Raw genomic sequence first — 22,546 nt, 5'->3', positions numbered from 1 at the left:
AGTGAAACGGAGGTCGGCCACTATAAAGGCCTGAGCGTTTTTTTTCATCCCGCGCTGCATGTCGGAATCTGCCGATGTGCTTGAAAGAAAAACGTCGCTGCGCTCTTTATCGGGCATACAAGGTAGGATGGCCGCCTGTTTTACTCAGTCTTTAAGGAGTCACCCATGAGCGCTGTCAATCGCGCAACGGTGGAAGCCGTCCTTCGCCAGTACATCGATCCTTACCTGAATCAGGACCCGGTCAGTGCCGGGTGTGTCCGCGCCATCGAGATCGACGAGAGTCGCGTGAGCGTCCAGCTGGAGTTGGGATACGCGGCCGCGCTGTTCAAGAACGGCTGGGCGCAGATGCTGCAGATGGCGATTGAAGGGCTGGATGGCGTCGCCTCGGCGAGCGTCCAGATCACGTCGGTGATTCACCCTCACAAAGCCCTCGGCCAAATCCCCGGCCTGGCCAACGTAAAGAACATCGTGGCGGTTGCGTCGGGCAAAGGCGGCGTCGGTAAATCCACGACCGCGGCCAACCTGGCGTTGGCGCTGTCCCGGGAAGGTGCGCGTGTGGGCATTCTTGATGCCGATATTTACGGCCCGAGCCAGGGCGTCATGTTTGGCATTGCCGAAGGCACCCGTCCGAAGATCAAGGATCAGAAGTGGTTCGTGCCCATTGAGGCCCACGGCATTGAAGTGATGTCCATGGCGTTTCTGACCGATGACAACACACCGATGGTCTGGAGAGGGCCGATGGTTTCGGGAGCGCTGCTGCAGCTGGTGACCCAGACCGCCTGGAATGACCTGGATTATCTGGTCATCGACATGCCGCCTGGCACCGGCGATATCCAGCTGACCCTCGCGCAGAAGGTGCCGGTCGCTGGCGCCGTCATCGTCACGACCCCGCAGGACCTTGCATTGCTGGACGCGAAGAAAGGCGTAGAGATGTTCCGCAAGGTCAACATCCCGGTGCTGGGTGTCGTTGAAAACATGGCCGTGCACATCTGTTCGAACTGCGGTCATGCTGAGCATCTATTCGGCGAAGGCGGAGGGGAGAAGCTGGCGACCCAGTATGGCGTCGAGCTGCTGGCCTCGCTGCCACTGTCCATGTTGATTCGAGAACAGGCCGATGGCGGCAAGCCCACGGCGATTGCCGAGCCTGAGAGTCAGATCGCAATGGTGTATCAGGAGCTGGCGCGTCATGTGGGCGCGCGGATCGTGCTGCAGGAAGCTGCCACGGCGGAGATGCCGAGCATTTCTGTCAGCGACGATTGAGGCATTAAGCCGGCAGGCGAGATGCGCGATGTGTCGGATGCTCGGCATGTCGCGCTGATGGGGTTTCAGGTGGAGGTTGCAGGCGGGATGGGCAGAAGTGCTTTTTTGACAGGCATAAAAAAACCCCGCTTTTGAGGGCGGGGTCTTTTAAGCGAATCAGTACAAGTTAGATAACTTGAACTTCTTCAGCTTGCATGCCTTTCTGACCGCGGGTAGCGATGAAAGAGACCTGTTGGCCTTCTTTCAGGCTTTTGAAGCCGTCGGATTGGATAGCTTTGAAGTGAACGAACAGGTCGTCACCGGATTGTGGAGTGATGAAGCCGAAGCCTTTTTCATCGTTGAACCACTTAACGGTACCAGTTTGGCGATTAGACATGGTGTATCTCCTTGGACAAAGTTAACTGCGACTCAGGAAATGCCCTGGCCGAGACTGAGTGCAAAGAGCAGGAAAAATTCTTGGAGATGGTTGGATCGAAATTCAACATCGTGTAGATATTCTCAGTGACACAAGCAACACAGTGGAGCCACCTTACCCCACTTTTTCAGATGTGCAAAGGGGCTGTCTGCGATTTTTTCTTGAGGTGGCTCAACGCCCTTAATGCACACGGCGCGCAATCTTTGAACCCGGAGCGTTCGACCGGTAAGATGCCGGACATCTTTTTCACCTCGCTATTCAGGACACCGCCATGAGCATCAAATCGGACAAGTGGATTCGCCGCATGGCGCAGGAACACGGCATGATCGAGCCGTTTGTGGAGCGTCAGGTGCGCGGCGAAGGCGCTGATCGAGTGATCTCTTTCGGTGTCTCCAGCTACGGCTACGATGTGCGTTGCGCCGACGAATTCAAGGTGTTCACCAACATCAATTCGGCGACGGTGGACCCGAAAAATTTCGATGAAAAAAGTTTTGTCGATATTAAAAGCGATGTCTGCATCATCCCGCCGAACTCGTTTGCACTGGCGCGCACCGTCGAATATTTCCGCATTCCGCGTAACGTGCTGACCATCTGTCTGGGCAAAAGCACTTACGCGCGCTGCGGCATCATCGTCAACGTGACCCCCCTTGAGCCTGAATGGGAAGGCCACGTGACGCTGGAGTTCTCCAACACCACCACGCTGCCAGCGAAGATTTACGCCAATGAAGGCGTCGCACAGATGCTTTTCCTGGAATCCGACGAAGAGTGTGAAGTCTCCTACAAGGACCGTGGCGGCAAGTATCAGGGCCAGCGCGGTGTGACGCTGCCGCGTACCTGATAGCGCCATTTGTCAGCCAGTCACTGAATTTGTCTCGGAATTCGCACTCTATTGACTGAACTGTTCCCATCCGCACCATGCGAATGGGACCAACGCTCAGGAGTGCCCTATGAAGAGACACATCAACACCAGCAGCAAGGAACCCGACCCGAGTGCCAATCAGGTTGGTTTGCTGGCTTGGTCGCTGTTAGCGCATCCACACCTCAATAATATGGTCGCCGGGGGCATTCCCGGGCAGCCAGACCCGGACAGTCCAAACGAGTACCCCCAGCCTGACGAAGGCGGCGTGCCGACAATCCCGGACGAGCCGCCACCCGCGCCGGTTGCCTGATTCATGTCCCGTCGGTGCCGCGGCATTGGCGGGCACAATCTGTCCCCGGGTTGGTCGTCAGCCAATGACCAGCGGTGCCTCGGCGCACGTCGACCCGCGATCTCGAACTCCCCGCTCTTATCAAACCGCCTCCCACACCGCGCCATCTCCTACCACATAGATTTTGCTGTTCTCAGCCCGATCGATATTCATTCCCCCCGTGAACGCGCCGAATGCTGGCAGCAGGCTCACCCGTGGCAGCACGTAGAAGCACGGCAGCCGCAATCGCTGGCGTCCCCGTCCATATAGCCTGTACGCCGGGTGAACATGGCCCGCCAGTACGTGAAAGTCGGGGTGTGGGTCAGGTTCATGCTGTAGCGCGTATGGTCCCAGAAACATCGGCTCCTCGACGACGTCCATGCGCAACGCCGGTGGCGGGTCCCCTGCTCGCTTGTCATGGTTCCCCCGAATGAGGGTGATTGCCAGATCGTGGTGTTTGTCACGCCAAGCCTGAATGGCCGACAGTGTGCGCGCCGCATGGGATTCCGGAGCATGAAGAAAATCCCCCAGAAAGATCAACCGATCGCAGTCGTAGCTCGCCAGCAGTGCATCCAGGCGCTGAAGGTTATCGTCGGTGGTGCCATGGGGCACTGGCTGGCCCAGCCGTCGGTAGGCAGCGGCCTTGCCAAAGTGGGCGTCGGCGATCAACAGCGCGCGCTCCGCCGGGTAATAAATGGCTTTGTCCGCCAGTAACCACAACTCCGCACCTGCCAGCTGAATCGAAAGATACGGCCTCACGTCATGACCTCAGGTCCGGCGGCTTTTTCCAGATCGCTGACCATGCGTGCGATGCGGTCGGAGAGTTTTTCGGTACTGAGGCTTTCGCGCATGCGTTCGACCAGCAGCGGAAAGGCCATCGGGGTGGGGCGTTTGATCACGTGCAAATCCAGGGTCCGGTTATTGATGCGGCTGAGGGTTTGTTCGAGACGGGCGACATCGAGTTCCTGTCGCAGTACTTCCTCCTGCGCTTGGGTCAGCAACAGGTTGCTGGCGTCGTACTGTTTGAACACTTCGAAAAACAAGCCGCTGGAGGCCTGCAGTTGTCGATTGCTCTTCGGGGCGCCGGGGTAGCCGGAGAACACCAGCCCGGCGATGCGGGCAATCTCGCGAAAGCGGCGCAAGGCCAGTTCACCGGCGTTCAGGCTGGCAATGATATCGGCGAGCAGCTCGTCTTCGGAAAACAGCTGAGTCGTCAGACGTTCATTCCAGTCGATCGGGGTGGCGCTGAGCAGTTCGAAGCCATAGTCATTCACGGCGATGGAGAAGGTCAGTGGCGTGTCCCGACTCAGTCGCCAGGCCAATAGGCTCGCTAGCCCCAGGTGAACATGCCGTCCGGCGAAGGGATACAGAAACAAATGCCAGCCTTCCCGGGACTTCAGGACTTCCGCGAGCAGCGTGTCCTTGCGCGGCAACGCTGACCATTGCCGTTGCACCTCGAGCAACGGGCTGACGATGTGCATCTCGGGACTGCTGAAATCGCCCCGGGCAGCCGCATCGAATTTCTCGACAACGGCATCGGCTAACTCGTTGGAGAGCGGCATCCGTCCGCCATTCCAGCGTGGGACGGCGGCTTTTTTACTCGTCGCCTTTTTCACGTACGCGGTCATGTTCTCCACGCGTACCAGTTCCAGCAGACGACCGCTGAACAAAAAGCCGTCGCCCGGTTTCAATCGGGCGATGAAACCTTCTTCAACGCTGCCGAGGGATCCGCCTCCGCCGCCCTTGCTCCAATACTTCACGTTGATGCTGGCGTCGCTGACGATGGTGCCCACGCTCATGCGGTGGCGGCGGGCAAGGCGCGCATCGGGGACGCGCCAGATGCCGTCTTCGTCCGGCTCGACGCGTCGATAATCAGGGTACGCCGTCAGCGACAAGCCGCCGTAGCGCACGAACGCCAGCGCCCATTCCCATTCTTCGTCGGTCAGGTCCCGGTAGGCCCATGCGGTGCGAACTTCGGCGAGCAACGCGTCGGGGGTAAAGCCGCCACCGAGGGCCATGCTCACTAAATGTTGTACGAGGACATCCAGCGGTTTGTGGGGTGATTCGCGGGGTTCGATCAGGCGGGCGTTGACGGCGTCACGGGCAGCGGCGGCCTCCACCAGTTCCAGGCTGTGGGTCGGCACCAGCGTGACCCGTGACGGGCGGCCTGGCGCGTGGCCCGAGCGTCCTGCACGCTGCATCAGCCGCGCGACACCCTTGGCCGAGCCGATCTGCAGCACTCGCTCGACTGGCAGAAAGTCCACGCCCAAATCGAGGCTGGAGGTGCAGACCACCGCTTTCAGGTGGCCTTCTTTAAGGGCGCGTTCAACCCAGTCACGAACCTCGCGGGACAGCGAGCCGTGGTGCAGCGCGATCAGCCCGGCCCAGTCAGGACGGGCTTCCAGCAGCGCCTGATACCAGACTTCCGACTGCGCCCGGGTATTGGTGAACAGCAGGCAACTGGAACTGCTGTCCACTTCGGCCAGCACCTGGGGCAGCATGCGCAAGCCCATGTGCCCGGCCCAGGGGAAGCGCTCGATGGAGGGCGGCAAGAGCGTGTCGACGATCAGTTCCTTGACCACTTTGCCGTGAACGGTGGTGCCGTGGTCGCCCACCAGCACCTGTTGCGCATGATCTTGATTGCCGAGGGTTGCGGAAAGGCCCCAGATGACCAGCTCGGGATTCCACTGGCGCAGCCTGGCCAGCGCCAGTTGCAACTGGATGCCGCGCTTGTTGCCGATCAGCTCGTGCCATTCATCGACAACGACCATCTTCAGCGTCGACATCGTCGCCTGGGCATCGGCGCGGGTCAGCAGCAGTGTCAGGCTCTCCGGCGTAGTGATCAGCGCGGAGGGCAGGCGCCGACCCTGTTTGGCGCGTTCGCTGCTGCTGGTGTCGCCCGTGCGCAGGCCGACGCTCCAGGGAATCTGCAAATCCTGCAGCGGACCTTCCAGCGCCCGTGCGGTGTCGGCAGCGAGGGCGCGCATGGGCGTAATCCACAGCACGCTCAGGGGAGCGGCAACGGGCTTGCGCTTGCGCGGCTTCTGCTCGGTCGGTTCGGGCGCAGGTCTGGCGAACTGGTTGAGTGCGGCAAACCACACAGAGTAGGTCTTGCCCGCGCCGGTGCTGGCGTGCAGCAGCCCCGACTCGCCGCGAGCAACGGCGGCCCAGACTTCCTTCTGGAAGGGGAAGGGTTTCCAGCCACGCTCGGCAAACCAGCGCTTGGCGAAATTGACGGCTTTTGGCATGCGCAGGCTCTGGGAGGGGTTAAGTCAGAGACCGTCGGGAGGGTGCAATAGTTTGATGGAATATCCGTTTGGATCGATTGTTGTCGGGCAGAGATGTACCGGCTGTATCGGGCATTGTGGGACGGCGGGTCAGCAACGGGTAGGCTGACTGACAGAATGCCTTCGCGAGCAAGGTGGAACGCCACCCCGGTCGCTCCCACAGGTTATGCATGCGCGCCTTACAACGGTGAGGCGTCAGGCCCGCAATTATTTCAAATTCCCACTCAAAAACTGCTGCAAGCGCTCGCTCTTCGGGCTGCCCAGCACGTCGTCCGGGTGGCCCATTTCTTCGATCTGGCCTTGGTGCAGGAACACCACCTGATTGGCAACCTTGCGGGCGAAACCCATTTCGTGGGTCACCAGAATCATGGTCCGGCCTTCTTCTGCGAGGCCTTGAATCACCTTCAACACTTCGCCGACCAATTCAGGGTCGAGCGCTGAAGTGGGTTCGTCGAACAGCATGATTTCCGGTTCCATCGCCAGGGCGCGGGCGATGGCCACGCGCTGCTGCTGGCCGCCGGACAGAAACGCCGGGTATTGATCGGCGACGCGCGCGGGCAGCCCGACCTTGTCCAGGTATTTATGCGCGCGGGCCTCGGCCTCGGCTTTTGACACGCCCAGCACCCGGCGCGGGGCCATGGTGATGTTTTCCAGCACCGTCATGTGGCTCCACAGGTTGAAATGCTGGAACACCATCGCCAGCCGCGTGCGAATCCGCTGCAGCTCGGCTGGATCGGCAACGCGCATACCGCCGGCGTCGCTGACCATGCGCACGGGCTGGCCGTCCAGGCTCATGGCGCCGTCATTGGGTTGTTCGAGAAAATTGATGCAGCGCAGGAAGGTGCTCTTGCCCGAGCCGCTGGCGCCGATCAGGCAAATCACGTCGCCAACGCTTGCCTTGAGCGACACCCCTTTGAGCACCTCGTGGTCACCGTAGCTTTTGTGCAGGCCATCGATGGTCAGTTTGTACATGAAGGGCAGTCCTCAAGGAGAAAGTAAGTAGCCGCTGCGGTAGGCTTCGGTGCCGGCGACATGGGCGATGACCATGCCGGCGGTCGCCATGCGTCGCAATGAGCGGGCGTACATAAGGCCAGCGTTGGCCGTGTGGATCGGGGTCACCGTGTCGCTGATCGGGTCGATGACCTCAGCGATCAGTTGCCCCGCCTCGACGTATTCGCCGGGCAGTGTGCAGAACACCAGCAGACCGCCGACCGGCGTGGCAACAGGTTCGACGCCCGCAAGCGGAGTCGCCGGGTAAATCAGTTCAGGGGGCGCAACCGGCTCGCCGGCAATAGCGCCATGGTGCATCAGGTAACTGATGATCGCCTGGCAATCGCGGCTGGCGAGAGCGTGATTGACATCCCCCTGGCCGCGCAACTCTAGGGTCACGGAAAAACTGCCCAGCGGGATCGGGAAGCGCTTGGCAAACCGCTGCTGCAGTTGCCACCAGACCAGCGTGAAACATTCGTCGAATGACTGCCCGCCAGAGTCGGTCGCCAGCAGGCTCGCCTGGGCGCCGAGATAGCGCGACAGCGCCTCGACCTGCGGCCAGGCCTCGGGCGTGGTGTACAGGTGCTCGACGGATTCGAAATCACAATGCAGGTCCAGCACCACATCAGCGTCACAGGCCAGCCGTTGCAACGTCAGGCGCTGGGACTCCAGTTGGGTGCTGCCGACGCAGTTATTCAGTGCGGCCAGCAGGGTTTTCCGGATCAGCGTGATGTTGCCCTTGGGGTCATCGGTCAGCAGCGCTTCGACTTCATCCCCCACTTGCTGGCCGAGGTCGACGAAGCGGCGATTGAAATTCTGCCCGCTCTCAAGCTCGTAACGGCCCAGCGGCATGTCCATCAGGACCTGTTCCAGGCCGACCGGGTTGGCCACCGGAACGACCACCACTTCGCCGAGCAACTGGCCCGCGTTTTCAAGCTCGGCCAGTCGCTGCTTCAAGTACCAGGACACCAGCATGCCCGGCAGTTCGTCGGCGTGCAGGGACGACTGGATATAAACCTTGCAGGCGCCGTTTTCCGGGCCGTAGTGAAAGCTGTGGATCTGCCGCGCGGTGCCGGGCACCGGGGCCAGCAGGTCATGGGTCTGGTGTCGCATGCAGGGTTCCTAGTGAGTCGGGCCGAGGAAGGCCAGCCAGCGGCGTTCAGCCAGTCGGAACAGGCCTACCAGAATGAACGTGACCGTGAGGTAGATCAGCGCCGCGATGCCAAACGACTGGAACGTCAGGAAGGTGGCCGAGTTGGCGTCGCGCGCGACCTTGAGGATGTCCGGCACGGTGGCGGTGAAAGCCACGGTGGTCGAGTGCAGCATCAGGATCACTTCGTTGCTGTAATAAGGCAGCGAACGGCGCAGCGCCGACGGCATGATCACGTAGGCGTACAAGCGCCAGCCGGTCAGGCCGTAAGCCTTGGCCGCCTCGACTTCACCGTGGTTCATGCTGCGAATGGCGCCAGCGAAGATTTCGGTGGTGTAGGCGCAGGTGTTCAGCGCGAAGGCGAGGATGGTGCAGTTCATCGCGTCACGGAAAAACGCGCCGAGCATTGGCTGCTCACGTACGGCGGCGATGCTGTAGATGCCGGTGTAGCAAATCAGCAACTGGATATACAGCGGCGTTCCGCGGAACAGGTAGGTGTAGAACTGCACCGGCCAGCGCACCAGCGGATTGCGCGACACGCGGGCGATGGACAGCGGAATCGAAACGATAAAGCCAATGGCGATGGAGGCACTGAGCAGCCACATCGTCATGGCCAGGCCGGTGATGTTCTGGCCGTCCGTATAAAGGAAGGCGCGCCAGTACTCTTGCAGCAACTCGATCATCGTTGAGCCTCCCGGCTGCCGGCGGCATAACGCCGTTCGGCCCAGCGCAGGGCGAAGTTGGACACGCTGGTGATGACCAGATAGATCAGCGCGGCGAGTACCAGGAAGTAAAACAGCTGATACGTGCTTTTACCCGCGTCCTGCGCGGCCTTGACCAGATCGGCCAGACCGATGATCGACACCAGCGCCGTGGCCTTGAGCACCACTTGCCAGTTGTTGCCGATGCCGGGCAGGGCGAAGCGCATCATCTGAGGGAACACCACCATGCGAAACCGTTGGGAACGGCTGAGCCCGTAAGCCGTAGCGGCTTCGACCTGACCGCGCGGTACGGCGAGGATCGCGCCGCGGAAGGTCTCGGTGAAATACGCGCCATAGATGAAGCCCAACGTGATGACGCCGGCAGAGAAAGGGTCGATCTCGATGTAATCCCATTCCATCGCTTCGGTAAGCGTGGTCAGCCAGGTTTGCAGGCTGTAGAAGATCAGCAGCATCAGCACCAGGTCCGGTATACCCCGGATCAGCGTGGTGTAGATCTGGGCCGGAACCCGCAGCACGGCGGCTTTTGACAGTTTGGCACTGGCGCCCAGCAGGCCGAGCACAATGGCCAGCAGCAGCGACATTACCGATAATTTGACGGTCATCCAGGTGCCTTGCAGCAACAGCGGGCCGAAGCCTTTCAGGCTGAATGCTGACAGTCCCAGGTTTTGCAGGAGAGTTTCGAACATGTGCAACCTATACAGTCAATAAAAACGCCCGTTAACTTCAGCAGCGGATTCTGGCTGAAATCAACGGGCGTCTGTTTGCTTATTTACCGCTGTACAGATTCAGATCGCCGAAGTGCTTCTTCTGGATCTCGGCGTACTTGCCGTCATCGTGTAACGCTTTGATACCTTTGTCCAAAAGCGCTTTCAGGTCCTTGTTACCTTTCGAGATGCCGACGGCCGTTTTGGCTGGCAGCAGGGGATCGTCGATTGGCTTGCTGACTTCGTAGTCAGCGCCTTGTGGCGACTTCAGGAAGCCCAGCTCGGCTTGCAGCATGTCTTGAACCGAGGCGTCCAGACGACCCGAAACGAGGTCGGCATACACCTGATCCTGGTTGGCATAGGCCTGGGTTTTCACGCCCGCCTTGTCCAGAACGGCCTTGGCGTAGGCTTCCTGGATGGTGCCCTGCTCGTAACCTACGGTTTTGCCTTTGAGCGACGCAGTGTCAGCGGTCAGGCCGGAACCTTTTTTGTAGACCAGCGAGGTAGGGCCGGAGAACAGTTCGCTGGAGAAGTCGATGACTTTCTCGCGGGCCGGGGTCACGGTCATGGAGGAGATCACGCCGTCGAACTTGTTGGCTTTCAGGCCCGGAATCATGCCGTCGAAATCGCTTTCGACCCACTTGCACTTGACCTTCAGTTCAGCACAGATCGCGTTGCCCAGATCGATATCGAAGCCCACCAGGCTGCCATCGGCGGCTTTGGATTCGAATGGCGCATAGGAAGGATCGACGCCGAAACGCAGCTCCTTGTATTCCTTGGCCATTGCGTTACCGGCGGCCAGACAGATGGCGAGTGCGGAAAGGGTCAGCCATGCTTTTTTCATCGTTCAGTCCTTAAAACCAAATTGAGCGTTGGGAACACGCGAAGGCTTGCTACCGGCAAAAGCCAGACCGCAAATAGACAGCAATTTCCGAACCAAACAAACGAACGCGCGTTTTAAATGTACGGAGTTGTCGCAATGATGACTTAGAGCCATCTTTTGTCTTTTTTTGAGGCCCCGCAGGCACCGGCAGAGTAGCCGCATCCCGTTGAGAGTGGGCGAAAAAGTTGCAGCCTCAAAGGTCTGCAGCGGTGCTTTTAACAGCTGAGGGGAGATTCGAAACGCCTTGTGGGGCGTGCCGTTGAAAGACTGGGGCTTGTAGTGCGCCCCATTTCAGCGCATTCGACACGGGCGCGAGCCAGCCTCGCGCACCGCTACGGTGCTCAGGCCAGCAGGTCCTGAAGCGTCGCCAGGCTGTCGGCTTCGGCAACGGGTTTGTCGAGGCGCCACCGCAGCATCCTCGGGAACCTGACGGCGATGCCGCTCTTGTGCCGTTTTGATAGCGCAATGCCCTCGAATCCCAACTCGAACACCAGGGTCGGGGTAACACTTCGGACCGGGCCGAACTTGTCGACGGTGGTCTTGCGGATGATCGCATCGACTTTGCGCATCTCTTCGTCGGTCAGGCCTGAATACGCTTTGGCGAAGGGCACCAATGTCCGTTCGCTGGATTCCGGCGGGCCGTCCCAGACCGCGAACGTGTAGTCGCTATACAGACTGGCGCGGCGGCCGTGCCCACGCTGGGCGTAGATCAACACCGCATCGACGCTGAACGGGTCCATTTTCCACTTCCACCACACGCCCATGTCCTTGGTGCGCCCGACGCCGTACAGCGAGTCCCGCGCCTTGAGCATCATGCCTTCCACGCCGAGACTGCGGGAGGCCTCGCGTTGCCGGCCGAGGTCGAGCCAGTCGGTGCCGGTCAGGACGGGAGACGGCATCAGCACCGGGCTCTGGGCGTTGGCGATGACCTTTTCCAGCTGCGTGCGCCGCTCATGTTGCGGGCGGCTGCGCCAATCGTGGCCTTCCCATTCCAGCAGGTCGTAAGCCAGCACGACGACCGGCACGTCTTCCAGAATCTTCTTGCCGAGGGTTTTGCGGCCGATCCGCTGTTGCAGCAGGGCGAAGGGCTGCACCGACGGCGTCGCTTCGCCGGGCGTGCCTGGGGCAGGGGTGTCGAGGGCGAATTCGCCTTCCTCGGCATTCTCCGCAGCCGGGGCTTTCCAGACCACGATCTCGCCGTCGATCACCGTGCCGTCGGGCAGGCATTGGGTCAGGCTGTGCAGTTCGGGGAAGCGATCCGTGACCAGTTCTTCGCCCCGCGACCAGATCCACAGGCGACCTTCGCGCTTGACCACCTGGGCGCGGATGCCGTCCCACTTCCATTCCACCTGCCAGTTTTCGGCAGCGCCCAGCAGGTTCTCGAACTGGTCGACCGGTTGCTGCAAAGCGTGGGCGAGGAAGAAGGGGTAGGGCTGGCCACCTCGTTGTGCGTGTTCGTCGGCCGACTCTTCGGCGATAAGCTTCAAATAGCCTTCGGCGCTGGGGCGGTGGGAAAGATCGGTGTACCCCACCAGCCGCTGGGACACGCGCTTGCTGTCGATATCGGCCAGCGCGGCGAGGGCGCGGGTCACCAGCAGCTTCGAAACACCGACGCGGAAACTGCCGGTGATCAGCTTCAGGCAGACCATCAGGCTTTGCGGGTCCAGTTGCGACCAGAACGTCGGCAGGCGCTCGAGCAATTCTTCCGGGGGCAGGCCACGCAGGGGCAGCAGATGGTTTTCCATCCAGCTGGCCAGGCCTTCCTCTGAGCTGTGCTCGGCTTTAGGGAGCAACAGCGACAGGGTTTCCGCCAGATCGCCTACCGCCTGGTAACTCTCCTCGAACAGCCATTCCGGCAGTCCGGACAGCAGCAGCGCCTGCTCACGCAACATGCGCGTCGGCACCAGTTGCCGTGGGCGTCCGCCGGACAGGAAGTACACCGCCCACGCGGCGTCTTCGGGGGCGGCCTTGCTGAAATAGGCTTTCATGGCCGCCAGTTTGGCGTTGCTGGAGGTGGTGGCGTCCAGGTCGGAATACAGCTCGGCGAAGGCCTTCATGACGAGGCCTCGCCTGTCGATGCAGGTTCGGGTGCGGGTTCGGTCTTGGCCGCTGCGTCGTCCTCTTCGTCGCCGTATTCGGTGGAAAAGCCTTGGGCGTCGAGGCCCAGTTCCCGCAGGTAGCGCACCAGCACGGCCACCGAGCCGTGGGTGACCATCACTCGCTCAGCGCCGGTGTTTTCGATGGCCCAGAGCAGGCCGGGCCAGTCGGCATGGTCCGAGAGGGCGAAGCCGCGATCGACGCCGCGCCGACGTCGTGTGCCGCGAAGCATCATCCAGCCGCTGGCGAAGGCGTCGCTGAATTCGCCGAATCGGCGCATCCAGGTGCTGCCGCCGGCGGATGGCGGTGCGACGATCAGGGCGCTGCGCAAGGCGGGGTCGGTTTTTTTGAAGTCACCGGCGTAGTGGGTTTCCGGGATGCGCACGCCGGCCTCGCGGTAGACGCGGTTCAGCGGCTCGACGGCGCCGTGGACGAGGATCGGGCCGATGCTGGGGTCGATGCCGTGGAGGATGCGTTGGGCTTTGCCGAATGAATAGGCGAAGAGGACGCTGGCTTTGCCGGCGGCGGCATTGGCGCGCCACCATTCGTTGATGCCGGCGAAGATTTCCGATTGGGGCTGCCAACGGTAGATCGGCAGGCCGAAGGTGGATTCGGTGATGAAGGTGTGGCAGCGCACGGGTTCGAAGGGTTCGCAGGTGCCGTCGGGTTCGACTTTGTAGTCGCCTGAGGCGACCCAGATTTCGCCCTGGTATTCGAGGCGGACCTGGGCGGAACCGAGGACGTGGCCGGCCGGGTGAAAGCTGAGTTTGACGCCGTGGTGGGTGATGCTTTCGCCGTAGGCGAGGGTCTGAAGGTTGATGTCCTGGCCCAGTCGGGAGCGCAGTATGCCTTCGCCGGGTGCGGCGGCGAGGTAGTGTTCATTGCCGGTGCGGGCGTGGTCGCCGTGGGCGTGGGTGATGACGGAGCGTTCGACCGGGCGCCACGGATCGATGTAGAAATCACCGGGCGGGCAGTAGAGGCCTTCGGGGCGGGCAATGACGAGATCCATGGTTTGACCGGGTTTGGGGACTTGTCAGGTAGAGCGGTGGCGGGGCGCAGAAGTTCGGGGTTTTGAAGCAAGATCAAGATCAAGATCAGGATCAAGATCAAGCGCGTCGGCCTAACGGCTCGACTGTTTCGCCTTCGGCGAGTTACTTGGAAAAGCACCCCAAGTAACCAAGGGTGCTTGCTCTCGGTTGGGCCCTTCGTTCCTCAGGGTTCCTTCACTCCGGTCTTGCTCCGTGGGCCCGCGCCGAACGGACATCCATGTCCTGACGGCGCTCTCGCCGCATCCATGCGGCTCGGCCCACTGCGCAAGACCTGCGTTCAGCCTGCACCAAAGTCGCGATTGGTGTCGTCTGGGCTATTTGTGTTTGGAGATCAAAAGCAGATCAAAAGCAGATCGAAAGCTTCCCGGCTGAAGCCGGTCCTACGGCGCCGCAGGTCCTGCTGACCACACGCGCTGCTTTTCGTATGACCGGCTTTAGCCGGGAAGAGGCCATTTCAGGCACCATCAATCTTGGATGCACGCATCGCTTTTAGTGGGACCGGCTTTAGCCGGGAAGGGGCCATTTCAGGCGCCACTTCTTTGATCGTTCCCACGCTCTGCGTGGGAATGCATCCCGAGACGCTCCGCGTCATCCCGGATGGCTCGGCTATTTACTTCCCGGGCGTCAGCGTCAAGCGTTGTTTGCCGTAGGCTTTTTCGAAGTTTTCCGGTTGCATCGGCACGGACATGTACAGGCCTTTCATCCAGGGGTCGATGCCGTTGGCGTTGTATGGGCTCGCGGGGTTGCCGGATTGGCCCGCGGCGTTTTGCGCCATCATCGGTTCTTGTTGGGCGAAGTCGACGATGATGCGCATGGCCGGGACGACGGCGGCGTTGAAGTCCTGGCCCCAGTGGAAGCCCGAGGCGTTGAGCGTGGTGTGGTCGCCGCCGGTGGCGATCGGGCCTTTGGTCACGCTTGCCTTGCTGCCGCCCAGCGCAGCGGTGAGTTGGGCGCTTTGAGCGGTCCAAGTGGTCTGGTGCAACTTGCCCCACTGCCAGGCCTTGTGATCGGCGCCCAGTTGGCTTTCACCGACGGTGATCGCGGCGGCCAGGCTACGGGCGAGGATGGCGGGTTTGTCTTCTTTTTGCGGCGTTTTCACGTCGTCCCAATACGGACTGTCTTCGCGGCCCAGCAGGTGATCGGCCTGGGGCGAGTAGGACAGGTCCGCGCTTTGCACCAGCGCTTTCCAGGCAGGGCTGGTTTCCGGGCCGAGTTCGTCGAGGAAGGTCTGGCGGGCGCTTTCTTGCAGGAACAGTTCGTAAATCGCCGCATCAGCCGAACCCGGCGACAATCGGCCGTCGAACGCCATCAGGCGGGTCAGCGCTTCGCGAGCCTTGTCGCGGTCTGGCGCGGGCAGGGCGTCGATGGCCTGTTTCAGCGGCGCTGACATGCCGGGCTCGGAGAACATTTTCTTCAGTTTGGCGGCGAAGCTTGTGGTCTGGTCGTATTGCATGGCGACGGTGCTGCGGGTGTCCTGCTTGCCGGCATTGGCCAGTTCGGCGATGCGTTCGGCGCGCTCCGGATAGTCCCAGGAATTGGACAGCTGCATGCCATAGCCTTTTGGCACGGTGCGCTGGTTGGCGGTGGCGATCCAGCCTTGCTGCGAATCCTGATCGTACGGATGCAGCATCGCGTCGGCATAGCCGTCCCAGTCGAACCGGCCATCCCAGCCCGGCGAAGGAATCAGGCCGAGTCCGTCGCGGCGGTTCGGGTATTTGCCGGTCACTTGCCAGCCGGTGTTGGACGCATCGGCGAACACAATGTTCAGGGTGATGGCGCGGATTTCCCGGGTGGTGTCGAACGCTCGCTGCACGTTTTGCGCGCGGGTCAGATCGAAGAGGGCGTCGAGGGTTTTGTCGTCCTTGGCGTCGGGCATCTGCAGGGCAACGCCCAGGCCGCTGGCCAGTTGCGCAGAACTCGCGTTGAGCAGCGGGCCATGACGGGTTTCGTAGGCAGGCTCGCGCACCGGGCTCTGGCCTTTGACGAAGTAGGTTTCCTCATGGGCGCCCGCCGCGACCCATTTGCCGTCGGCCATGACCATCAGGCGGTTGTTCTCGCGCTTGAGCTTTTCCAGGAACAGGTCCTGATTGTCGCCCATCGCCGGGCCCATGCCCCAGGCCAGTTTGCCGTTGAAGCCGGACAAGACCAGCGGCAAGCCCGCAACGGTCGCGCCTGCAGCCTGGTATTTCGGCGAGCGGATCTGCACGAAATTCCACATCGACGGCAGGGTCGGCGCCAACTGGCTGTCGGTGGCCAGCAGGCTCTTGCCGGCGCGGGCGCGCTGGGGCGAGATCACCCAGTTGTTCGACGCCGAAACGCCCAGCAGGTTGAGGTCCGAAAGCTGCAGCGCCGCTTTGTCCAGATCGCTCAGGCCCGGCAGTTGGCTGCCCAGGTTCAGGCCTTTGAGCTTGTCGGCTTCAGCGAAGGGCAACGCTTCGTCGGGGTAGGTCGGCAGCAGCCAGGCCAGCTTGTCCGCGCCGACTTTCTGCGCCAGCACCAGCGAGGAAATCTCCTCCTGCAGGTTTACCGACAGGCTGAAGTTAAGCAGGCTGAAGATCAGCGCCGAGTCTTCGGGCTTCCAGTATTCAGGCTTGTAACCCGAATCAGCGAGGTCAGTCGGCAGTTTGTCGCGGTAGCGGAACAGGTAAGCGTTGACGCCGCGCGCGTACACCTCGAAGAAGCGTTTCAGGCGCGGCGACGAAGCGGCATACAACTGGCCGGCGGTCTGCTTGAGGTTGGCGGCGCGCATCATGCGGTCGAGATCGAGGGCGCCCGGCCCCGCGATTTCCGACAGTCGGCCCTGGGCGAGCAGGCGCATTTGCATCATTTGCGTAATCCGATCGCTGGCGTGGACATACCCGAGGGTAAACAGCGCGTCATGGAACGTACTGCTTTCTATCAGCGGCATGCCCAGATTGTTGCGGCGAATGGAAACGTTCTGCGCCAGCCCTTTAATGGCAAACACCCCGCTGGCAGGCGGCAGGCTGTCGCGGTCTTCACCGCCCAGCTGGCAACCGGCCAGGCTCAAAAGTCCAATCATGGCAGCGGCCGCGCTCATGCGCGTCTTCAAAGTTGAAAGGGCTGGCGAGGCCATGATGGAGCTCCTGCGGGGGTGGACGTAGAAAAGGCGCTACGTTAGAGAGCAGGCGGGCGTCACGCAAGCCGGGGGAGGGAGTTTATTTTCGGGTTTCAGAGGGGATATCAGCGCGTCCCCTGAACCCTGTCGACCCTGGGATTACGGCTTCGGGGGATTGATCTTGTCCACCAGTGCGTAGGCCCGCTTCACCGCATCGCGATTGGCCACCGCGTCAAACCAGCGCTTGAGGTGCGGGAAGTCATCCAGGTTCTGCTCCTGAAACGTGTGCGGCACGATCCACGGGTAGATCGCCATGTCTGCGATGCCGTAGTCCTCGCCCGCAACGAAGGAGCGATCGGCCAGACGCTCGTTCAACACGCCGTACAAGCGCGCGGTTTCGTCGACGTAGCGCTTGATCGCGTAGGGGATTTTTTCTTTGGCGAACCGGTTGAAATGGTGATTCTGGCCGGCCATCGGGCCCAGGCCGCCCATTTGCCAGAACAGCCATTGCAGGGTTTCCTGCCGGCCGCGCAGGTCTGTCGCAATGAACCGGCCGGTCTTCTCGGCCAGGTACAGCAGGATCGCGCCGGACTCGAACAGGCTCAGCGGTTCGCCGCCGTCAGCAGGCTGGTGGTCGACGATGGCTGGGATTTTGTTGTTGGGGGAGATCTTCAGAAAATCGGATTCGAACTGCTCGTTCGCGCCGATATTGACCGGGAAAATGGTGTACGGCAGACCCGCTTCTTCGAGGAAAATCGAAACTTTGTGGCCGTTGGGGGTGGTCCAGTAGTGCAGATCGATCATTGCGCGCTCCAGGTGAAGTCATCACGACTGCCATTAAGGCTGCACCTGTTTTACGCCTTCAAACGTCCAGCGTACAAATGAAAACGGCCTGAAGATCAGGCCGTGGAAGGAACCGGTGCGTTACGCGCCGTGGCACTTCTTGAATTTTTTCTCGCTGCCACAGGGGCAAGGGTCGTTGCGGCCGACATCCTTGAGCGTGTTGCGTACCGGCTCTTGAAGGGCGTGGCCGCAATGCGGGCCGTGCACGTGGCCGTGGTCATGATGGTGATCGTGATGGTCGTGATCGTGGTCACAATCGGGACCGTGCACGTGGGCTTGCTGGTTCATGGGGTTACTCCGGAATCAAATCGCCGGGGATTATGTCGCCATTGCGCCCGATGCGCACGCTGTGTCCGAATAAAAATCCGGTCTTGAGCTTGCCTTCCAACCGGTAATGCACTGGCTGATTGGCTTTGCCGAGCACCTTGGAGATGTCCTTGAGGTGCTCCCACAGATTGGTGCGGATCGGCACGGAGAAGTTTTTGTGGCTGTTGGCTTTGACGATGAACCAGTCGCTGTAGACGCCTTCGCTGAGCAACATGTCGTTGAGCAGGATCTTGTAGCGCAGGCCGCGGACCAGCAGGCTGGAGTCGTTGGGGTTGTCGACCCGAAAGCGCAGCTTGAAGTCCTGACGCAGCAACTTGGCCTTGACCACCTCGACCTTGAGCAGCTTGACGTCGGGGTCTTCGAAGCCGCCGGTTATCCAGGTCGAGCAGCCCGACAGCGCCAGGAGCGCGAGGAGGCCTGCGATTCTGAGGACGTGTGCTGCAAACATCATGGGTCGCTCCCTTTGTGTCCGGTCTGATAGGCCCGGTCTGACCGCCACTGCACGTGACTCGCCGTTCTCCACAGCCTGCGCCATACTCGCGCCATGTGTCGAAGGAGTATTGACCATGAAGCTCTACGAAATCGTATTTTCCGGCCAACTGGTGCCCGGCGCGCAGCCGGATCTGGTCAAGGCCAACCTGGCGAAGCTGTTTCAGGCGGACGCTCAGCGCATCGCGTTGCTGTTCTCCGGCCGTCGGCTGGTCCTGAAAAACAACCTCGATGAGACGGCCGCCGAAAAGTACCGCTCGACCCTCGAACGTGCCGGAGCCATGGCCCAGGTCGTGCCCATGGCGCATGTCGTGGAGGCCCCTGTTGCAGAAGCGCCGGCCCAGGTTGAAGTAGAAGAGGTCGAACTGGCTCCGCCGCCCGACGAGCCGAGCTGGACGCGCAAGCCCTCAAGCCTGACGGCTCCGCCCAACGACGCCACGCCGACGCGCAAAGCCAGTGTCAAGCCGCGTGATGTTTACATGGCTGCGTTTGTGGACGTCGAGGCGCCTGACTACACGCTCTCCGAGCCGGGCGAGGACGTGCAGGATCCGAGAATGCCGACGCGTGCGCCGCAGTTGGACCTGTCCGGCTTGAGCCTGGCTCCGGCGGGCGCTGATCTGGGTCAGGACAAGCCGGTTGAGCACGTGCTGGTGCCGGACGTTTCCCACATCCGCCTGGCCTGAGGACTGCCTGTCATAGAGTTTACTGCGTTGCCGCTGACAGGTCAGGCGAGATAAGCCGAACAGCACTTCTTGAACTTTTGCCGGCTGCCGCAGGGGCAGGCGTCGTTACGACCGGCTTTGAGCGAGACTGTCGGGTCGATGAAATACCAGCGTCCCTCATGCTGCACGAACGCCGAGCGCTCGCGATGACAATGCTCGCCGTCGGCATCGTGCCAGCGGGCGCTAAAGGTGACGAACGCGTGTTCTGGCTGGCCGCCGATCAACTCGGCGCCTTCCACCTCAAGGCCCAGCCAGGTGCTCTGGGCGCTCCACTGGCTGATGGCATCTCGGTTCAGCCCGGGCTGCTGCGCCGGCATTGTGGTGTCCAACAGATAGTCCACCAATCCCAGCACATAAGCGCTGTAGCGCGAACGCATCAGCGCTTCGGCGCAAGGGGCAGGCTGACCGGCGTGATAGCGACCGCAGCAACCGTCGAGAAGATTGCCGCTGCCGCAGGGACATATTGCGCTGCTCATGATGCGTCTCTCACCACCAGTACTTGCCGTAATTCTCCGGATTGGCCCAGAACTTCGCGTTCAGCCAGTCCGGCACCTGTTTGTATTCCCGCAGATCGTAGGTGAACAGCGTGAGCACTTGTTCATCCCGGGAAAACCGTTCACTGGCCTGGAGTGCCAGCGAGTAGAAATCGGTGGATTGCCAGCCGCAGGCATCAAGGTCGGCCAGCACGGCGATCCGGCTGGCATTGAGGTTGCGGATTCCGCCCAGCAACTCAAGCCCCGCACGCTTGGGTATGTGCTCCAGACAGTCCACCACCAGCGCCAGATCAAAACGCTGCCCGGCCAGATCAGCGGGCAAAAGGCCCGGTGCCGCCTGGGCCAGTTCGGTTTGCGGATGCGCTTCGCGAAAAGCCTGCAACGCCGGAAATTCCTCGGCGCCCACCAGCAGCAAACGCTTCGGCGCATAGAGGTCGAGCAGGGCGGCGAGGGCCTGTTGCGGCGTGCGGCTGGAGAAGCGATCAGTCATTGGAGTTCCTCGGTCAGGCGGGCAAGGGTAGCGCGCTGAACTTCGATGGCCTAGTGCTTGAACTTTTTCATTTCGCAATATGACAAAGCGTACGGAGTGAAGGCAAAAGGCTATTCCCCAAAGAAGAATCCGAATTGTGCGGTGAAATCCCGTAAACCCCTGAAATCGGGGTGGCGAACGGCCCCACACGCGTCTTTACTGCATTTCAGTCGGTTTTAGCCGATACCAAAGGAGAAGAACTGTATGAGCATGATTCGGACAGCGTTACCTCTGATTTTGGTTACCAGTGTATTGACGGGCTGTGCGGGCCTGCAAAAGACCGACTGGCCACTGTGTGCGGCCGGTGGCGCGCTGACTGGCGCGGCGATCGGCGCCTTCCAGACCGCCTCGGTGGCGGCAGGCTTCGGTGGTGCGGTGGGCGTGATGGCAGGCGCGTATTGCTGGGCCCACGGGGACGGTGATGATGACGGCGACGGCGTCCTCAACAGCAAGGACAAATGCCCGAACACGCCGAAAGGCACCCCGGTCGATGCGACCGGTTGCCCGATCGTGACACCTGCGCCTGAGCCAGTTGCTGCTCCGGTGGTGCTGCCGAAAGAAGAAATCATCACCATTCGTGACGTGCACTTCGAGTTCAACAAAGCCACGCTGACACCGGGCGACAAACAGCAGCTGGACATGGTCGCAACCAAACTCAAAACCGAAGCCCCGAACGTGCAACTCCACGTCAGCGGCCACACCGACAGCGTGGGCAGCGATGCGTACAACCAGAAACTGTCGCAAAAACGCGCGCAATCGGTGACCGACTACCTCGTCAGCGCCGGCATCCCGCGTGCCTCGTTTGCGTCTGTAGAAGGTGATGGCGAAGCGCGGCCTGTGGCCGACAACAAAACCGCCGACGGCCGAGCGCTGAACCGCCGCGTCGAGATCAAAATCAACCGTTGAGACAAGGTTGATGCTTCAAAGGAAGCCCCGGTGTGAAAGCCGGGGCTTTTCTATTTCCGGCACTCAGCTTTGATGTTCAGAAAAACCATTGTCCAGACCGGCCCCTTCCCGGCTAAAGCCGGCCCCACTAACAGCCGCGTGTGCATTCAGTGGGACCGGCTTCAGCCGGGAAGCCTTTGATCCGCTCTTGATCTGCTTTTTGATCTTCATACACAAAAGGCTCAAACACTGCAGAACGCGACTTGGGTGCGGGCTGAACGCGAGCAACTTTTGAAACCTGCCTCTGGCATAGTCCCCCGCCTCACCGTACTGTGCGCAAACCGTTTTCACCGCACAAAACCAAAAACTGCAGAGGCACCACATGAGTGTGATTTGGGGAACAGGGAAAGTACTGACAACAGCATTCTGGCTACTGATAATCACCAGCCTCACCATCGCCATGCCACACCCCTTCGACCTGCTGTTCAAACTGGCTGGCGGCCTATTGCTGCTCACCCACATCATCGAACTGATCAGCTACAACGCCAGCCTGCGCGGCCGCCCCCATCCCTGGCGCGATCGCCTCCAGATTCTGCTCTTCGGCCTATTTCACCTGAACACATTCAAACGCCCACAGGCGGAGGTACACCATGCGTAACGCGATGCTGATGACGGCAGGCCTGCTGTCCGCCCTGACCAGCCCCTGGATCATGGCCCAGACCATCTCCGTCGAAACCCACTCGCTCATGCGCCTGCCCTCCAAAACCAGCGTATTGCAACTGGACCGACTCGAAGTCGCCGACTACGGCACCCTGCTGATCCCGGCCGGCCTTACCGAAGTCAAAGTCGGCCAACTTGTCATGGGCCATGAATCACGCATCGCCATCGTCCCGAGCGGCGAGGCGTTCAGCCTGCAGGTCAAACAGGCCGACCTGGGCAGCGGCGCCGAAATCACCGCGCGGGGCGCCCCGGGCACCTTCGAAAAACCACCGACCCCAGGCCGCAACCTCAACCTGCGGATCGAACAACTCAACGCTGACCAGCTCTTTGTCGACGCACGCGGTGGTGCGGGCTCGCCCGGTTACGTCGGCCTTGACGGCGGCAACGGCATCGATCCGGGCTGCACATGGGGTTCTGCCAGTCGCGGGATCGACGGCGACAATGGCGGCAACGGCCGTGACGGCGCGCCGGGTGCGCTCGTTCGTCTAGAACTGCCAGCGACCTTCGGCAATGACCGCATCAAAGTCAATGTCCAGGGCGGTGCGGGTGGTATCGGCGGAGACGGCGGTCGCGGCGGCAAAGGCGGCGCGTCCAAAGGCTGCGTGGTCTACCGCGCTGACGGCGCCAAGTCCGGCAAGAACGGCGACAAGGGCCAGTCCGGCGCAGCAGGGCCAACGGGCGCTATCGTGGTTCGTAACTTATAAGCCCGATAGCCCA

At 61.3% G+C, this 22,546-nt stretch carries 23 protein-coding genes; 7 read left to right on the top strand and 16 right to left on the bottom strand.

All coding sequences use genetic code 11. The features are described 5' to 3' along the window. The first annotated feature begins 165 nt into the window (after positions 1-165). Positions 166-1,260 carry an iron-sulfur cluster carrier protein ApbC gene (apbC, locus tag AC07VF_RS02205; protein ID WP_495008698.1) on the top strand — a complete coding sequence of 365 codons (1,095 nt, stop codon included), beginning with the start codon at positions 166-168 and terminating at the stop codon, positions 1,258-1,260. 166 nt (positions 1,261-1,426) lie between these two features. Here apbC and AC07VF_RS02200 read toward each other — a convergent pair whose 3' ends face one another. Then, complete coding sequence (locus tag AC07VF_RS02200) at positions 1,427-1,636, bottom strand: cold-shock protein (protein ID WP_002554837.1); 210 nt, start codon at positions 1,634-1,636, stop codon at positions 1,427-1,429. A gap of 310 nt (positions 1,637-1,946) precedes the next feature. Between AC07VF_RS02200 and dcd the strand changes: the two genes are divergently transcribed. Both dcd and AC07VF_RS02190 read left to right on the top strand, forming a co-directional pair. Further along, positions 1,947-2,513 (top strand): dCTP deaminase, encoded by a 567-nt coding sequence (dcd, locus tag AC07VF_RS02195; RefSeq protein ID WP_002554836.1) that lies wholly within the window; start codon positions 1,947-1,949, stop codon positions 2,511-2,513. Positions 2,514-2,622: 109 nt separating this feature from the next. After that, positions 2,623-2,844: a hypothetical protein gene (locus AC07VF_RS02190; RefSeq protein ID WP_074889014.1), complete on the top strand. Its 222-nt coding sequence runs from the start codon at positions 2,623-2,625 to the stop codon at positions 2,842-2,844. Positions 2,845-2,964: 120 nt separating this feature from the next. Here the strand turns inward: AC07VF_RS02190 and pdeM are convergent, their stop codons facing one another. From pdeM to AC07VF_RS02125, 13 genes are all read right to left on the bottom strand, one after another. Beyond that, positions 2,965-3,621, bottom strand: a complete 657-nt coding sequence (gene pdeM, locus AC07VF_RS02185; protein ID WP_495008699.1) for a ligase-associated DNA damage response endonuclease PdeM — start codon at positions 3,619-3,621, stop codon at positions 2,965-2,967. Then, entirely contained in the window at positions 3,618-6,110 is a 2,493-nt protein-coding gene (locus AC07VF_RS02180; RefSeq protein WP_192171579.1) for a ligase-associated DNA damage response DEXH box helicase, read from the bottom strand. The genes pdeM and AC07VF_RS02180 overlap by 4 nt, the downstream gene beginning before the upstream one ends. A gap of 246 nt (positions 6,111-6,356) precedes the next feature. Beyond that, positions 6,357-7,121 (bottom strand): ABC transporter ATP-binding protein, encoded by a 765-nt coding sequence (locus AC07VF_RS02175; RefSeq protein WP_192171578.1) that lies wholly within the window; start codon positions 7,119-7,121, stop codon positions 6,357-6,359. Positions 7,122-7,133: 12 nt separating this feature from the next. Then, on the bottom strand, positions 7,134-8,252 hold the full coding sequence (locus AC07VF_RS02170) for a succinylglutamate desuccinylase/aspartoacylase family protein (RefSeq protein WP_463581907.1): 1,119 nt from the start codon (positions 8,250-8,252) through the stop codon (positions 7,134-7,136). 9 nt (positions 8,253-8,261) lie between these two features. Then, positions 8,262-8,972 carry a histidine ABC transporter permease HisM gene (locus AC07VF_RS02165; RefSeq protein ID WP_108122169.1) on the bottom strand — a complete coding sequence of 237 codons (711 nt, stop codon included), beginning with the start codon at positions 8,970-8,972 and terminating at the stop codon, positions 8,262-8,264. Then, complete coding sequence (locus AC07VF_RS02160; RefSeq protein WP_172609418.1) at positions 8,969-9,697, bottom strand: ABC transporter permease; 729 nt, start codon at positions 9,695-9,697, stop codon at positions 8,969-8,971. The genes AC07VF_RS02165 and AC07VF_RS02160 overlap by 4 nt, the downstream gene beginning before the upstream one ends. A gap of 79 nt (positions 9,698-9,776) precedes the next feature. Next, positions 9,777-10,559: a transporter substrate-binding domain-containing protein gene (locus AC07VF_RS02155; RefSeq protein ID WP_282366877.1), complete on the bottom strand. Its 783-nt coding sequence runs from the start codon at positions 10,557-10,559 to the stop codon at positions 9,777-9,779. A 380-nt stretch (positions 10,560-10,939) separates the two neighbouring features. Beyond that, entirely contained in the window at positions 10,940-12,655 is a 1,716-nt protein-coding gene (locus AC07VF_RS02150; protein WP_495008700.1) for an ATP-dependent DNA ligase, read from the bottom strand. Continuing rightward, positions 12,652-13,704 (bottom strand): ligase-associated DNA damage response exonuclease, encoded by a 1,053-nt coding sequence (locus AC07VF_RS02145; RefSeq protein WP_192171573.1) that lies wholly within the window; start codon positions 13,702-13,704, stop codon positions 12,652-12,654. The genes AC07VF_RS02150 and AC07VF_RS02145 overlap by 4 nt, the downstream gene beginning before the upstream one ends. 650 nt (positions 13,705-14,354) lie before the next feature. Then, positions 14,355-16,838: a penicillin acylase family protein gene (locus AC07VF_RS02140; protein ID WP_495008701.1), complete on the bottom strand. Its 2,484-nt coding sequence runs from the start codon at positions 16,836-16,838 to the stop codon at positions 14,355-14,357. A 141-nt stretch (positions 16,839-16,979) separates the two neighbouring features. Further along, positions 16,980-17,624: a glutathione binding-like protein gene (locus AC07VF_RS02135; RefSeq protein ID WP_495008702.1), complete on the bottom strand. Its 645-nt coding sequence runs from the start codon at positions 17,622-17,624 to the stop codon at positions 16,980-16,982. Between the two features lie 120 nt (positions 17,625-17,744). Beyond that, on the bottom strand, positions 17,745-17,951 hold the full coding sequence (locus tag AC07VF_RS02130) for an SEC-C metal-binding domain-containing protein (protein ID WP_495008703.1): 207 nt from the start codon (positions 17,949-17,951) through the stop codon (positions 17,745-17,747). Positions 17,952-17,955: 4 nt separating this feature from the next. Then, a complete protein-coding gene (locus AC07VF_RS02125; RefSeq protein WP_463581903.1) occupies positions 17,956-18,441 on the bottom strand; it encodes an LEA/WHy family protein in 486 nt (161 codons plus the stop codon). A 115-nt stretch (positions 18,442-18,556) separates the two neighbouring features. Between AC07VF_RS02125 and AC07VF_RS02120 the strand changes: the two genes are divergently transcribed. Then, positions 18,557-19,162: a hypothetical protein gene (locus AC07VF_RS02120; protein ID WP_346631503.1), complete on the top strand. Its 606-nt coding sequence runs from the start codon at positions 18,557-18,559 to the stop codon at positions 19,160-19,162. Between the two features lie 41 nt (positions 19,163-19,203). Here AC07VF_RS02120 and AC07VF_RS02115 read toward each other — a convergent pair whose 3' ends face one another. Further along, the gene (locus AC07VF_RS02115) at positions 19,204-19,677 is read right to left on the bottom strand and encodes a YchJ family protein (protein WP_192171568.1); all 474 of its coding nucleotides are present in this window, start codon (positions 19,675-19,677) and stop codon (positions 19,204-19,206) included. A gap of 10 nt (positions 19,678-19,687) precedes the next feature. Next, a complete protein-coding gene (locus AC07VF_RS02110) occupies positions 19,688-20,185 on the bottom strand; it encodes a DUF6231 family protein (RefSeq protein WP_423572178.1) in 498 nt (165 codons plus the stop codon). Between the two features lie 243 nt (positions 20,186-20,428). Here AC07VF_RS02110 and AC07VF_RS02105 point away from each other — a divergent pair, with 243 nt between their 5' ends. From AC07VF_RS02105 to AC07VF_RS02095, 3 genes are all read left to right on the top strand, one after another. Continuing rightward, on the top strand, positions 20,429-21,130 hold the full coding sequence (locus AC07VF_RS02105; protein WP_495008704.1) for a PA1041 family peptidoglycan-binding anchor lipoprotein: 702 nt from the start codon (positions 20,429-20,431) through the stop codon (positions 21,128-21,130). 361 nt (positions 21,131-21,491) lie between these two features. Then, on the top strand, positions 21,492-21,767 hold the full coding sequence (locus AC07VF_RS02100) for a DUF1145 domain-containing protein (protein WP_192171566.1): 276 nt from the start codon (positions 21,492-21,494) through the stop codon (positions 21,765-21,767). Continuing rightward, a complete protein-coding gene (locus AC07VF_RS02095) occupies positions 21,760-22,533 on the top strand; it encodes a collagen-like protein (protein ID WP_423572175.1) in 774 nt (257 codons plus the stop codon). Before AC07VF_RS02100 ends, AC07VF_RS02095 begins: the two co-directional genes overlap by 8 nt. The last annotated feature ends 13 nt before the right edge of the window (positions 22,534-22,546 follow it).

Source organism: Pseudomonas sp. GW821-FHT02H06 (assembly GCF_059421525.1).
Note: the sequence above shows the minus strand (reverse complement) of the source record. Positions and strands in the feature narration are given on the sequence as shown.